13 protein-coding genes and 1 riboswitch are annotated in these 13,367 nt (G+C 46.7%); of the genes, 3 read left to right on the top strand and 10 right to left on the bottom strand.

Going from position 1 to position 13,367, the window contains the following annotated elements:
* Positions 1-134 precede the first annotated feature (134 nt).
* Positions 135-286: riboswitch (cyclic di-AMP (ydaO/yuaA leader) on the top strand.
* Between the two features lie 4 nt (positions 287-290).
* A complete protein-coding gene (locus LOZ80_RS39260; protein ID WP_283214729.1) occupies positions 291-1,082 on the top strand; it encodes a stalk domain-containing protein in 792 nt (263 codons plus the stop codon).
* Positions 1,083-1,212: 130 nt separating this feature from the next.
* Positions 1,213-1,539 carry a hypothetical protein gene (locus tag LOZ80_RS38520; protein WP_238169412.1) on the top strand — a complete coding sequence of 109 codons (327 nt, stop codon included), beginning with the start codon at positions 1,213-1,215 and terminating at the stop codon, positions 1,537-1,539.
* Between the two features lie 202 nt (positions 1,540-1,741).
* Here LOZ80_RS38520 and LOZ80_RS38515 read toward each other — a convergent pair whose 3' ends face one another.
* The 3 genes from LOZ80_RS38515 to LOZ80_RS38505 form a co-directional block, all read right to left on the bottom strand.
* Positions 1,742-1,957 carry a hypothetical protein gene (locus LOZ80_RS38515; protein WP_189019049.1) on the bottom strand — a complete coding sequence of 72 codons (216 nt, stop codon included), beginning with the start codon at positions 1,955-1,957 and terminating at the stop codon, positions 1,742-1,744.
* 196 nt (positions 1,958-2,153) lie between these two features.
* On the bottom strand, positions 2,154-2,927 hold the full coding sequence (locus LOZ80_RS38510; protein WP_238169411.1) for an anti-sigma factor: 774 nt from the start codon (positions 2,925-2,927) through the stop codon (positions 2,154-2,156).
* Entirely contained in the window at positions 2,924-3,502 is a 579-nt protein-coding gene (locus LOZ80_RS38505; RefSeq protein ID WP_238169410.1) for an RNA polymerase sigma factor, read from the bottom strand. Before LOZ80_RS38505 ends, LOZ80_RS38510 begins: the two co-directional genes overlap by 4 nt.
* A 177-nt stretch (positions 3,503-3,679) precedes the next feature.
* Here LOZ80_RS38505 and LOZ80_RS38500 point away from each other — a divergent pair, with 177 nt between their 5' ends.
* Entirely contained in the window at positions 3,680-5,281 is a 1,602-nt protein-coding gene (locus tag LOZ80_RS38500) for a copper amine oxidase N-terminal domain-containing protein (RefSeq protein WP_238169409.1), read from the top strand.
* A 67-nt stretch (positions 5,282-5,348) separates the two neighbouring features.
* Here LOZ80_RS38500 and LOZ80_RS38495 read toward each other — a convergent pair whose 3' ends face one another.
* The 7 genes from LOZ80_RS38495 to LOZ80_RS38465 all read right to left on the bottom strand — a co-directional run bounded on the left by LOZ80_RS38495 (position 5,349) and on the right by LOZ80_RS38465 (position 13,355).
* Positions 5,349-6,611 (bottom strand): molybdopterin molybdotransferase MoeA, encoded by a 1,263-nt coding sequence (locus tag LOZ80_RS38495; RefSeq protein WP_238169408.1) that lies wholly within the window; start codon positions 6,609-6,611, stop codon positions 5,349-5,351.
* A 25-nt stretch (positions 6,612-6,636) separates the two neighbouring features.
* Positions 6,637-7,641, bottom strand: coding sequence for a GTP 3',8-cyclase MoaA (gene moaA / locus LOZ80_RS38490; RefSeq protein WP_189019058.1), 1,005 nt, complete (start codon positions 7,639-7,641; stop codon positions 6,637-6,639).
* An 82-nt stretch (positions 7,642-7,723) separates the two neighbouring features.
* Positions 7,724-8,341, bottom strand: coding sequence for a molybdenum cofactor guanylyltransferase (gene mobA, locus LOZ80_RS38485; protein WP_238169407.1), 618 nt, complete (start codon positions 8,339-8,341; stop codon positions 7,724-7,726).
* Positions 8,338-8,982 carry an MOSC domain-containing protein gene (locus tag LOZ80_RS38480; RefSeq protein WP_238169406.1) on the bottom strand — a complete coding sequence of 215 codons (645 nt, stop codon included), beginning with the start codon at positions 8,980-8,982 and terminating at the stop codon, positions 8,338-8,340. The genes mobA and LOZ80_RS38480 overlap by 4 nt, the downstream gene beginning before the upstream one ends.
* Positions 8,983-9,078: 96 nt before the next feature.
* Positions 9,079-10,389 carry a molybdopterin-dependent oxidoreductase gene (locus LOZ80_RS38475; RefSeq protein ID WP_238169402.1) on the bottom strand — a complete coding sequence of 437 codons (1,311 nt, stop codon included), beginning with the start codon at positions 10,387-10,389 and terminating at the stop codon, positions 9,079-9,081.
* 1,366 nt (positions 10,390-11,755) lie between these two features.
* Positions 11,756-12,217 carry a DUF2269 family protein gene (locus LOZ80_RS38470; RefSeq protein WP_238169400.1) on the bottom strand — a complete coding sequence of 154 codons (462 nt, stop codon included), beginning with the start codon at positions 12,215-12,217 and terminating at the stop codon, positions 11,756-11,758.
* Positions 12,218-12,338: 121 nt separating this feature from the next.
* The gene (locus LOZ80_RS38465) at positions 12,339-13,355 is read right to left on the bottom strand and encodes a HAMP domain-containing sensor histidine kinase (protein WP_238169398.1); all 1,017 of its coding nucleotides are present in this window, start codon (positions 13,353-13,355) and stop codon (positions 12,339-12,341) included.
* Positions 13,356-13,367 lie beyond the last annotated feature (12 nt).

Below are 13,367 nucleotides of genomic sequence, written 5' to 3'. Positions count from 1 at the left end.
TCATGTCTTCATTCTAGCTGAAACAAGTACCGCTCAAAACGGACTCGCGACTGTTTTGTTCCTAGACCTAAGTCCAGTATGGTTTTGGGACCATCCATATTTTGGTCGTTGTTCCGCCTGAATGTTCGATGGTAAACTATCTAAAGCCGAGTCCGGTGCACAGACAAAGTGCCGGTACGGGGGACGATTTACTTGGGGTGAATATTTGCTCTTTCGCGGAGCAGACTAGGGAGAACCTTCTTCCCGAACCCGTCAACTAACCTCGAAGGCTCATGAAGGAGGCTCACCAATTGAATAAGCTTACAAAAGGGTTAACTAGCCTTGCTGTGTCTTTAACAGTCTTGGCAGGAGGCTTTCTTTCCCCATGTTCCGCCCACGCGGCCGAGATGGATGTGAAAGTGCAAGTCAATGATGATCTGGTGCAATTTCCGGATGCACAGCCCTATCTGGATGGCAATCATGCCACGCAAGTACCCGTTCGTTTCGTAACGGAGAAATTAGGTTATGACGTGCAATGGCACAAAGAAGGCAATCAAATCAAAGTCGTACTGAACAATGACAAGCACACCATCACTTTGGTTTCGGGTCAAAAAGAAGCAGAAATCGATAATAACACCGTCATGATGGATACCCATGCTGAATTCCAAGATGGCCGCGTTTATGTGCCTCTTCGTTTTCTTAGCAATGCTTCCGACATACCCGTTCAGTGGGACGCTAGCAGCAATATAGCGATACTTAGCAAGGATGGCAATCACCATGCACCCGATTATGAACTCTTTCAATCGACGGTCTATTCTGCAGATCCTGCTGAAAATGGCGGATATGCAGCTCTAGATTTTCTCGGCAATCCCCTTTCCATTGGAACTGTAGCTGTTGATCCATCTGTAATCCCGCTTGGATCAAAGCTCTATATAGAAGGTTATACCTTCAATGGGTTACCAGCAGGCGGCATGTATGCCTACGCAACAGATACTGGCGGTTCTGTTAAAGGAAAGCACCTGGATATCTTTGTTCCTGGTTCCCAGACAACATTAAGAAAATTCGGCATCCAAACCATTAAAGTATATAAATTATCAAATTAAACAAATAAAAAGTTGGATTTGTGAGATCTTTTTTCACAAAATCCAACTTTTTTTATATATAGCACTTGAATTCCTGATAATTCCTAGTATAATACTCGGTATAAGGTTTTAAAAAAAGGAGCTGTTCAAGATGTTCACTTACAAACACCCCATTGCCCAAACCTGGATTAACGATCATCTTGATCTATACAATTATGCTCTAGCACTAGGAGATACGGAATGGCAGCAACAAATCCTCCAAACATTAAATCAATTTGAGCTTCATTTGACTCGTCAATTTGAATTTCAACTATGGCAAATGTTTGATTCCATCAACCGAAATATGCTGAAATTATTCCAACAATTAAAGGATCACAAGCAGAACTCCACCGAAGAAGAGCAATTGCGGGAGAAAGTATGGGAGCTTAAGCTGAAACGACTTGAGATTGTGAAGTTAATTAAAGCAAATAAGGTTTAAGAATGTAGGATTGTGTTTAAATAGAAGATTCGGACGGTTAGAAACGAAGGAGAATATGGCATACAGAGGACTGCTTTGCCATGAAGTTTAACATTGTGTTCAGCCCCACTGGCATGGTTGGCTGATTACGTTCTAAGGCATGCAGATGACTGCTCTGCCGATCGGTTCTCATAAGAATTGGGAGATTCTTATGTCAATCCTTTTACATGGAAGTTTGTTTCATTTCACGCATCATATTCATCATCATTGTCATCATTTCATCGCACTCTTGCATGTTCATCATCATGTTGTCCATATCCATGCTTTCCATCATGTTCATGTCTTTCATTGTGCTCATCATCATTTTCATCGATTTCATACGGCTCATCATGTCGTCCATACACATGTTCATCATCATTTGCATACACATTTTTTCCATTTGAATTCCTCCTCTTATTTTTACTCTTCTAAAAATTACTATACTTCTGACTATTATGCAATCTTTTTCTTGCAATCCCTTCTTCATCTATGCTATTATTTTTAATTACCCTAAATTCCTATTAATCTTATCGGTTTATCCTGAAGTGAGGCTGTCCACTAGGTTTATAACCTATTGAGACAGCCTTTATTTACTTTTAGCTTTTTACTAGATTAGCAGCTAATATCGGTTTCCCTCTCGGCTTATCCCCATGCGCATCAGGCTCAAGCGTGATAGCAATCGTGTCATAATTATTAGGATCGAAGGTATAATATAATCCGCCTGTTCCATTGTGTGTCAGGAATGTTCCTGCATTGACTGGGGTATCTTTCCCTTTGATCAACCACACTTGATAAGCCTCGTTATTTTTCAGTTCCGGCAATTTTTCTGCTTGGACGAGCAGGTGGGTGCCTTTTGCATCAATCACGATTGTGGCTAAGCCCTTCGCAACAATATCTTGCGCGGTGCCGCTCAAGGTGACAACGTCATTGACTTTAACCGCTTCTGGCGGCCGATCCAGCAATGCGATCCGTAACTTCAAATCCCGGTTATCCTGCTGCAGATTATAACTATAAACACCTAGAATAAGCACGGCAGCTGAAAGTCCCCCATAAATCCAAGGTTTCCATGGACTTCCTTTGGTTTCTCTTCGTTTTCGGCCTACAGCCCATCCACTTTCTACTTCTTTGGACACCTCTACAGAATCTTCATTGAAAATGTGACCAAGCACGCGTTCCTTCATACCTACGGGAATTTGCACGGGTTCCACAGCCATCGGCAAAAGGTCGACAAGTTCGATAAGCTCGGCCAGTTCAGCGGTACATGCCGCACATTCTTGCAAATGCCTTTCAAATTCAGCCCGCTCTTCCGGGTCTAATCCACCTACTGCGTACATCTCTAGATTTTCACATCCGTTTGCCGGCTTATTCATCCTTGAAGCTCCTCCTTTCCTACCCCTGCAAGCCGCCCCTTCAATTGCTTCAAGGCCAGCCTCACTCTGCTTTTCACCGTACCTAGCGGGATTGCCTGATTATCGGACACTTCTTGCTGGGTGTAGCCCTGATAATAGATAAGATCTAGCACTTGCTTCTGATCGGGATTAAGCTCATGCAGCGCCTCGCGTATTTCTTGCCCTCTCCAGCCATCCAGCGCTACCTCTTCCGTACTTTTGCCCATGTCGGGAATGCGATTTAATTGTTCGATATCCGCTGTTTGGCCTGTGGTTCGATTTTGCTTTTTGCGCAGCAAATCGATGGCGATGTTGCGAGATAGCGTAAACATCCAACTGGTTAGCTTCCCCTGTTCGGCATCGTACCGCTCAGCAGCCTTCCAAATTCGCAGAAATAATTCCTGCACCACTTCTTCTGCCATCATCGTATCTTGAACAATGCGGTAAGCAAATGCATAGATCGGTTTTTCATACTTCTCATATAGAAATTTGAGCGCATCGGCATCTTTAGCCACGATTTGCCTCATTAGTTCTTGGTCGGTATGCGTACCATTCATGAAGGATCCCCTTTCCCAAAGTCTCCCGTCTATTATATACTTCGCAAAATCTCTTGTATTGGATGATATGAAAAAAACAAAAATTTGTTTGTGATCATTGTGATCCATATCTGTTTATCCCTCGTTCTATTAACCGAGAGCAACAAACAATCCCCCAATTCAAAGGAGCGAACGATTATGAAACCTATGATCAAAACATTAGCAACAGTTGCACTTGGCCTTACCCTTATCTTCCCAACAATGGCGAGCGCTCATTCGATTACTGTGAAAAGCGGCGCTGCCGATTTGCGTGTCACTCTGGAAAGCCTGCTCGGTGAGCATGCTGAACTAGCCGTCATCGCGATGCAAAAAGGTATCGACGGCGCTGCTGACTTCAATGATGTGGCGGCCGCACTAATCGCTAATGGCGACGATTTATCCAAAGCCGTTGGTTCCGTTTACGGAGCCGAGGCCGGTAAAGCATTCAGCGGACTGTGGAACACGCACATCGGATTTTTCGTAGATTATGTTACCGCTACTGCCAAGAAGGATGAAGCAGGTCGTGCCGCAGCCTTAGATAAGTTAGCCAAATATGGCCCTGATTTCGGTGCGTTCCTCGAAAGCGCTAATCCAAACCTCAAAGCAGCTGACGTCGCTGAAGGCTTGAAAGCTCATGTCAGTCAGTTAATCACCGCCTTTGATGACTATATTAACAAGGACTACACCGGTGCTTACAAAAGCGAGCGCGAAGCTTATGCCCATATGGTGCATTTCGGACAAATTCTAGCAGACGCAATTGTGAAACAATACCCGGACAAATTCACGAATGAAGGTGCTTCCGCTGCATCCGTCAATCTCCGCTCAGGTTTGGACCGCTTGCTAAGCGAGCATGGGGGTTTAGCCGTTCTAGCTATGCAGAAGGGAATTAATGGAGCACCTGATTTTGATGCGGCAGCTGGCGCACTTCTTGCCAACAGCGATGATTTAAGTGCGGCCATCACGTCTATCTACGGAGATGACGCAGGCAAAGCATTCAAAGGTTTGTGGAACACACACATTGGCTTTTTCGTGGATTATGTGAAAGCAACAGCAGCCAAAGATGAAACCAAACGCAAAGAAACCTTGGATAAACTAAACCAATACGGAACTGATTTCGGTGCCTTCCTAGAGGGAGCCAATCCGAATAACTTCAAAACAGCCGATATCGCCGCTGCCCTGAAGCCTCACGTCGCTCAATTAATTAGTGCGTTCGATAATTACGTCAATAAAGACTACGTCAAAACCTATGCAAGCACGCGTGAAGCCTACGCTCATATGGCCCATACTGGCGATTATTTAGCTGGAGGAATCGTCGCTCAATTCCAAGATAAATTCCATGACCCTAAGGCGCCTGCCGCAATGGATATGAAAATTTGGATGAAAATTGGCAGCAGCGATTTTACGATTAACGACAAAACAACAAAAATGGATACAGCGCCATTCATGTGGGAAAGCAACACCTATGTACCTCTGCGCTTCCTGGCTGAAGGCATCGGCGCTGTCGTAACTTGGGATCAATCCTCCCAAACAGCTTGGGTCAAAGCAGGAAACGACACCTTAACTTTCTGGGTTGGCAAAGACTATATGGAAGTCAATGGCGTGAAAAAGGAAATCGGCGCTGGTGTCGTCCTGAAAGACGGCCGTACACAAGTTCCGCTTCGCTTCATCACTGAATTATTGGGATGGAATGTCCAATGGAGTGAGGCAGATGGATCCATCACATTGACCAAGGCTATGGCAATGAGCACACATACGCATTAAATGATCAAAAAGCCGCAACCGAGTTGAACTCGATTGCGGCTTTTTACTGTAAAGAACCATCAGCCCTTCACACAATAGGATAAACAATAACGGGCTCTTCACGATGGAACCCTTTGCCGCCTGCCGGCAAATAGATCAAGCAATCCGCGTCTTTAATCGATACCATAATACTCGATTTATCAATACCGGAAGGCTTAACCCGCAAGCAGCCGTTCACAACATGCGTAATCCCTCTTACATATCGAGGAAAGGCAGAACCTTTGTCGTAATCCACGTCTAGAAAGGCTGATATAGCCTCTGGATAAGGTTCCCTTGAGCCTGCCATCGCTTTGATCAGCGGTTTGGCGAACAGTTCAAAACCAACGAAAGATGCACCTGGATTCCCCGATAAAGCAAGCAGCAGCCGATTGTTCCACACAGCCGCGCTCGTTGGCGTACCTGGCCGCATTGCGACTTTATTGAAGAGCAATTTGCCATCGAATCGCCCAAAAACATCTACTAGCACGTCGTAGTCGCCTACAGAAACACCACCGGAAGTTAATACCAAATCCATATCGGCAAGGGCGTCGCGCAGTGCGGCTTCCACCTCTCCTGCATCATCAGAGAGAGCTTGCATAATAACGGGGCTTCCCCCTGCCGCTTCCACTTGCGCGGCTAACATATAACTGTTGCTGTTGCGAATGCGTCCCGGCTGCAGCTGATCCCCCACATTCAATAACTCTGATCCTGTCGAGAAAATGCCCACTCGCGGCCTTTGATAAACAGCTACATCGGAATAACCGAAAGTTGCCAATATCGCGGCTTCTCCTGGACCTATTCTTGTTCCTTGCGCTAGCAATAAGTCTCCAAAGCCGATTTCACCTGCGATTGGCGTAATATTGCTGCCAGCTGGAACGTTCTTTTTGATACAAACAGATGTATGATGCCCGCCTTCCTCTTGAGATGAATCCGTCATCTCCAGCATGACTACAGCATCAGCTCCGCCTGGAACAGGAGCCCCTGTCATGATCCGTGAGGCCAGTCCAGAATGAATCGTCAGCTTGGGTATGGTACCACTGGGGATTCGCTCTATGACCCGCAAGCTGATAGGATTCTCTGGCGATGCTTGTTGGATATCCGCTGAGCACACCGCGTAGCCATCAACACCTGATCGACGAAAATGTGGAACAGCATGATCTGCGTAGATATCAAGAGCCAGCCTTCTCCCAAAAGATGAAGACAGTGGAACAGACTCCGGATTCGTGAGAATCACATGCTCATACAGCAGGCTTCGAGCTTCATCTACAGAAATAACCTTTCGCCCGAACTTTAGCTTCGTATCGCTGTTCACGACCTTCTGTTCCTCCTAGGCTAGATTAGCCACCAATTTGCGACATTCGGCGAAGTGTTGGAGTATGCGACTGTTCCTCATTCATCAACGCTTGCGCCATCTCATGATTCTGCGGTTTAATATCGAGCGCTCGGAAGAACAGTTCTTCCACCGCTTCGTCATTGCCAATATATTTGCGAACATTAAATTCATCAGACCAATACAAACATGGTTTCACATTGCCATCTGCCGTTATCCGCAGACGATTGCAAGTCTCACAGAAATGATCACTGATCGGATGAATGAGACCAAATGAACCAAGAGCGCCTTCAATGCGGTAATTCTGAGCAGGTCCATTCCCGTAAACAGCATCGGATGCTGCAGCATGCCAGCCTTTTTCCTTGCAGCGATCCAAAACTGTGGTCAAGGACAAATAACGACTTTTCCAATTCTCATCCTGATGACCGATCGGCATATATTCAATGAAACGAACCTGAATGGGACGATCTATTGTCATTTGTAAGAAATCTTCAATTTCATCATCATTAATGCCCTTCATCAAGACAACATTCAGCTTAATCGGCGTAATTCCAACACGGTAAGCCTCCTCAATACTAGCAAGGACGCGGCGAATATCGCCACCTCTGGTAATTAAGGAGAACCGATCCGCTTTCAATGAATCCAAACTAATATTTACACGGGTTAAACCTGCAGCACGCAGCTTCTCAGCTCGTGAGGCAAAGTATATCCCATTCGTAGTCAACGCTATATCTTCAATACCGGGAATTGGAGAAAGCATGCCGATCAGTTGCTCCAGGTTTTTACGCACGAGCGGCTCGCCACCCGTCAATCTCAGTTTGCGAACACCCAGTCCTGCAAGCACGCGGACAACATCGGTAATCTCCTCAAAAGTCATAAGCTTCTCATCAGGTTCAAATTCCATACCTTCTTCAGGCATACAGTAGACACAACGAAGATTGCAGCGATCTGTGACAGAAATCCGCAAATAATCATGCATGCGTCCGAATCGATCCATTAGCTGCTTAGGCATAGAAGTTCACCTTCTCTCTTTAACCATTATGGCATATTTCCTAACAAAATCCTAGGTTCCAGCATAGAATTATCTTTCGAATTCATAACGATGATAGATTAACTAACATATTCTCGTATTCTTCAGGTGTATTTATATTCGCAGCAAAATGAGGCGCTATATGATGCGAATCAAAAAATGCCTCTTCCACAGGCTGCCAGTCAATATGATCCAACAAGCCCATCAAACGAAACTTTTCCTGCTTCAGCAACAGTTCCGCCTCTGATCCAATCAATCGTGTATATACAGCGTGAAGCGGATGAGTACGTCCTTCAATAACTGGAACGACGGCATCCACGTTCGCTTCCTGACATAATTCCCCCATAGCTTGAGCCGCTTGCGCTGAAATAAAAGGCATATCACAGCCAACAATCCACATAAGAGATTCCGTCGCTGCAAGCGAAGCTGCATGAATACCGCTTAGAGGGCCTTTTTGAACATACACGTCCTTAATACACTGCACATCCGCATCGGGAGTCTTCTCGATCCACGGTAGCAACTTCTCAGGCTCATTGGAGACAAGAATGATCTGCTTGCAAATTTTCTTCATTTCATTCAATTGCTTAATGATGAGGGGCTGACCTTGTATGGGCAAAAGAGCTTTGAGCTTCCCATCCATCCGGCGATTGAGTCCTCCTGCGAGAATAACGCCCGTAATCATGCTTGGAGCTCCACCAGCCTTTTGAGAAAAGATTGCTTCCAACTTGCTGATAGAGCAGGCAGCTCCGCTATGCGTCCAATCGCTTCTGCGTTTGTCTTTTCTTTATATTTGATTTGATTGGCATATGCAATGGTAATTCCTTCTTTATCCTTACTAATCAGTTTTACTTCCGAATCTTTGTCCAGCCTGCCTTCTACTAATACTCTGAAATAGTAGCCGGTATAGCCCGTCTCTTGCATCTGCAAAGGTGCAGTGCCCAGATCAAGCCGTTTGGCCAGTTTATGACAAGGTTGACGAGGCTGCGTAATCTGAACGACAACTTCACCGATCGCAAACGTGTCGCCAATACAGACTTCCGTTTCGAGCAAACCTCGTACCGTTAAGTTTTCACCGAACGTGCCCGCTTCCAGCTTCTTGCCAAGCTCCTGCTCCCAGAACGCATAATGTTCTTCAGGATATACGCATAGCGCTTTATCAGGCCCGCCATGCACAGACAAATCAGCCTGCCCATCTCCCTCTGCTTGCACTTTGGATACAAACAAAGATGAGCTGACCGGGGATTTGAAAATACCCGTGGTCAGCTCTTTTCCTTGCACCTGTATGACTTGGGGTAAACCAACATTTAACGATACAATTTCCATGACCAATTCCCCTCATTTCCAAGCTGGCTTCTTAGTCTTACTATACCAAAAAGCGCTCGGAAAGTCAGGCATATCCTTACTTCTACCGCGACCTTGCTAAGCCTTAGAAGCATCTACCCATGCGTCGTTATCGTAACCTCTAACTTCCCAATATCCTATATGTTCCTTCTCAATCAGCTCGATGGCTTGCAGCCATTTGACCGATTTATAGGCATACATCTGAGGAACAATGAGTCTGACAGGACCGCCCAGTTTCTGAGGAATGGGTTTCCCGTCCATCATCACAGCAACCATGATATCGTCTCCGTTTGCTTGATCTAGAGATAGAGCATCCGTATAAACCTTGTCTCCGGAGTAGAACTTCACATATTTCGCTTTGGATTGGACCCCCGCCGCAGCCAGCAATTGTTTGAGCGGGATGCCTTCCCATGTACATTTATATACGGACCATCCCGTTACACAATGGAAATCGCTCACTTGTACCGTTCGTTTCATCTTCAGGAATTCTTCCCAACTCCACGTATTGGGCTGATCAACAAGACCGGATATCGCAAATTTCCATGAATCCGATGAAAAAGCCGGAATTTCCGTCACCGTATAAATACGGAAATTCCCCTTCGCCCCTCCGCCGACCACAGCGGCGGAGTCCGGCAATGGCGCAGGCGGCGGCAGCATCTTGTTGCCGTCGCTGGCGATATACTCGGCGGTCGTTGACCCGCCGGTATCAAAGGCGCCTTTTATCCACCGATAAAAGGCGGGGCCTACCGCGATCACGAGCAGCACCCCTGCGACTAGTCGCAGGAACGATGCGCGTGTGATCGGCGACTCCTTCAGCGCGGCGATTACCGCCTGCGCTGCAGAGCGCTTCTCCGTGGCGTCCTCCGCCGCCGCGGGTGTGGGCTTCGCCGCTGGGGGCGGCGCTGCTTTGGCAGCGGCTTGGTCCAGCCGCTGTTGGCGTTTGAGCCATCGGCTTCGCGAGATGGCGTGGTACAGGGCATACGGCACTCCGACCCAGGTGAGCAGGTCATGCACGAAGAGTGCCGTATTGTTCAGAGCCGGTGGCAGGTGCCTGAACTGCCACAGAATCACACCGGAAGCTGCCCAGCCAACCAGCAGCGCGAGCACGAACACCAGATTCGCGCGTTGGTTGCGCCGCGCGCGAATCTGGTGCCAATGCTTCCGGATCATAGGCGCATATAGCGCGATGAGTACGATCGAAGCGACGCCAAGATAAATATGAAGCTGCTTCAACGTCACCCGCAGACTCCCGAGTTCTCCCCGAATAGCCCCAATACTCAGCACAATGCCAGTAACCGTCAGAAGCAGCAGAATCCAAGCATTCCAGCTATGTATCGAATTCAAACGCTTTCCAAAAGATTGCTTCAACCAGCCTCTTTTCGAATCCATACGCTCACATCCTTTATCCAAACTGCCTGTTTTCTCTAATCATAACGTATAAATATTAAAAAAAGCTTACAAACCTACGAATATTTAAGTTCTTGAATTTCATTGGAAAATTCCCACTAGTATCCACAAAAAAAATATCCATTAGTGTCCACCTTCGAGCTATGTTTATAGCAGTTCTCACCTATTGCCACTATCCCCTTGACTCAGAATCCTCACAGCCTCTCCTATCCTAGGGCATAGTTTGCCCCAGAACGGATTGATCACAACCTTGTTCCCCACTACTTACTGTTCCCCCAACCACTGAGCCAACGGGATAACGCCAACTACTTACTGTTCCCCCAACCACTGAGCTAACGGGATAGCTCCCACTACTTACTGTTCCCCCAACCACTGAGCTAACGGGATAGCGCCCACTACTTACTGTTCCCCCAACCACTGAGCCAACGGGATAGCTCCCACTACTTCTGTTCCCCCAACCGCTGGCCAACGGGATAGCGCCCACTACTTACTGTTCCTCCACCCACTGAGCCAACGGGATAGCGCCCCACTACTTACTGTTCCCCCACCACTGAGCCAACGGGATAGCTCCCACTACTTTCTGTTCCCCCAACCACTGAACCAACGGGATAGCTCCCACTACTTACTGTTCCCCAACCACTGAGTCAACAGGATAGCGCCCACTACTTTCTGTTCCCCCAACCACTGAGCCAACGGGATAGCGCCCACTACTTTCTGTTCCCCAACCACTGAGCCAACGGGATAGCGCCCACGCCCACCTCACCATAAGAACAATCTAGCCTCTGCGGCTAGGTCACCCAGTCAAGGTACCATGCAAGCCTCCTTACGAACTGAATAACCTTTATTTAGCCAAAATCGCTTATTCTGAAAATCTAATGAATGCCAGATGCGCTATTTCCAGCAAATGATCACCATTCGTCCAATAAAGTGCCGGGTAGCGCCATCTCAGTTCATTAAGTATCCAAAGTAACCATTTTCTCGTCTATAAGCATCCTACAGTTCATTAGATGCCCTTTAAGACCAAAAACCTCCAAAGGAGAGAAAACCTCCAAAGGAGAGAAGTCAGTGGTGGACACCACTAAGAAAAACTGCTTCTCCGCCCTGAGAAATCAGCCTCTTAATAGCGACAAATCCTGAGGGAACTCAAGTACGCTAATTAGGCAAATAGCAGGGATGCGAGGGTAATGGCGGAACTACAGGGACTTATTTCTGCAATAATCGCTGAATTTCCCATCAAATCAGCAAAATAGCATACTGTAGTTCCCTCACCCCCGCGATTATGACACTTTTTGTTAGAATAGCGTACTCTAGTTCCCTTTCCCCCGCGCATATAAAAAGCCCAACATCCTTAGATGTCAGGCTTCCAAATCATTAAAACTAATGAAACCAAAGGAAGAATCGTCCCTATAGTACCAAGGATATCCCACTTTTTTGATACACGCCGATAAGCTGCTGTCTGCTGTCCAAGCCGCAGGGACTCTTCGCTGTAACGAATCATTTTACGCTGGAGGGGAAGTAAGAAAGCTAGCCATAGGATGCCAGATAGGGAGAATAACAATAAGGATGCGGTTACCCAGTTCCACTCTACCAAGGAGTAACCCCGTTTAGCAGCCATCAAATGCCCAGGTATCAGAAGCAGCACAATTCCGGGAACTGTGAAAATATAGTCGGCGAGCATGATATTTTTGACTGTCAGATGGATGGTCATCAGATCCTGTTTTCCATAATGAGCACGTACTTTCCAAAAGGCTCCGGTGACAATATTTCCGAGAAACATAACAGCCCCCAACACATGTAAAAACAACAGCATAACCTATCACTCCTTATGTTTCCTTCTTTTCATCATCATAACGTGATTCAAAAGGACTGTAAGGTGATGTAGGTCATAACTCGATGGTGACCTTAGTCACAACCAGGGGATGCAAGCCCCTTTAATAAATAGGCAGCGTAAACCAAAATCTGCTCCCCTGACCCTCTTCTACATTCACGCCAATTGATCCTCCGTGCAGCTCCACGATGGATTTGGCAATCGCAAGTCCTAAACCTGCGCCACCGCTCGTTCGTGTTCTCGAAGGATCGGCACGATAGAAACGATCAAATATTTTATCGCTATCAGCTCCACGAATACCCTCACCTTCATCCTGAATGCACAGCTGAACAAACGGATCGGAAAGCTGAATCGCTTTAATTCGAATGGTTCCACTAACGGGAGAATGACGTATGGCATTATCCAAAATATTAGAAATCACTCGTTTCATTTCGTTAGGCATTGTAGCGACAGCAGGCAGGTGGTCCGGAAGATCAACTTGCACTTGCAATTTCTTTTCTTCGAGCTGAAAAGACAGACTTTGCAGGCTATCGAGCAATAGATGATCCACATGATATCGTTCAGGAGTAAATTCGGTGCCGCCGGCATCAAGCTGAGACAGCTTAAATAATTCCTGAATCAGTCCATCTAGACGTCCTGTTTCAAGACGAATGGTTTGGAGATAGCGATCGAAGGTCGTTTTATCTTGGATGACATCGTCCTGAAGCGCCTCAACAAACGCTAGTATAGAAGCCATCGGTGTTCGTAAATCATGCGATACGTTCGCCACAAGCTCCTTGCGCGAAACTTCAGCCGAACGCAGCTTCTGGAAGCTTTCGTTCAGCTTGCCCGTCATATGGTTGAATTGTCCAGCCAGTTTTTGAAATTCTACAGGCCCGATCAGCGGAACTTGTCCCTCAAACTGTCCTTCGGAAATACGCGCGGTTTCTTCTGCAATGGCATGAATGGATTTCTCCAAAGGTCTTGTCATGACATAGTGAATGAGCATGGAAACCACTGCCGCGATTAAAGTTACTGTCGATAGCAACACGACATCCTTCCAGTGCAGCAGCATAAAGTAGTAGCAAATAAACAAGGTAAGCAGAGTAATACCTGTACTCACACCGCTGGCAATAAGCAAATATAGGCGAAG

The organism is Paenibacillus sp. HWE-109, from assembly GCF_022163125.1.
Taxonomy (GTDB): domain Bacteria; phylum Bacillota; class Bacilli; order Paenibacillales; family NBRC-103111; genus Paenibacillus_E.
This window is presented reverse-complemented; position numbering and strand designations above follow the sequence as displayed.

Bases quoted from the DNA above. Each gene is read 5' to 3' on its own strand.
- LOZ80_RS38475 (WP_238169402.1), bottom strand. From the start codon at position 10,389: ATGGATTCGAAAAGAGGCTGGTTGAAGCAATCTTTTGGAAAGCGTTTG.
- LOZ80_RS38480 (WP_238169406.1), bottom strand. From the start codon at position 8,982: ATGGAAATTGTATCGTTAAATGTTGGTTTACCCCAAGTCATACAGGTG.
- LOZ80_RS38505 (WP_238169410.1), bottom strand. From the start codon at position 3,502: ATGAATGGTACGCATACCGACCAAGAACTAATGAGGCAAATCGTGGCT.
- LOZ80_RS38520 (WP_238169412.1), top strand. From the start codon at position 1,213: ATGTTCACTTACAAACACCCCATTGCCCAAACCTGGATTAACGATCAT.
- LOZ80_RS38510 (WP_238169411.1), bottom strand. From the start codon at position 2,927: ATGAATAAGCCGGCAAACGGATGTGAAAATCTAGAGATGTACGCAGTA.
- LOZ80_RS38500 (WP_238169409.1), top strand. From the start codon at position 3,680: ATGAAACCTATGATCAAAACATTAGCAACAGTTGCACTTGGCCTTACC.
- LOZ80_RS38470 (WP_238169400.1), bottom strand. From the start codon at position 12,217: ATGCTGTTGTTTTTACATGTGTTGGGGGCTGTTATGTTTCTCGGAAAT.
- mobA (WP_238169407.1), bottom strand. From the start codon at position 8,341: ATGATTACGGGCGTTATTCTCGCAGGAGGACTCAATCGCCGGATGGAT.
- LOZ80_RS38515 (WP_189019049.1), bottom strand. From the start codon at position 1,957: ATGGAAAAAATGTGTATGCAAATGATGATGAACATGTGTATGGACGAC.
- moaA (WP_189019058.1), bottom strand. From the start codon at position 7,641: ATGCCTAAGCAGCTAATGGATCGATTCGGACGCATGCATGATTATTTG.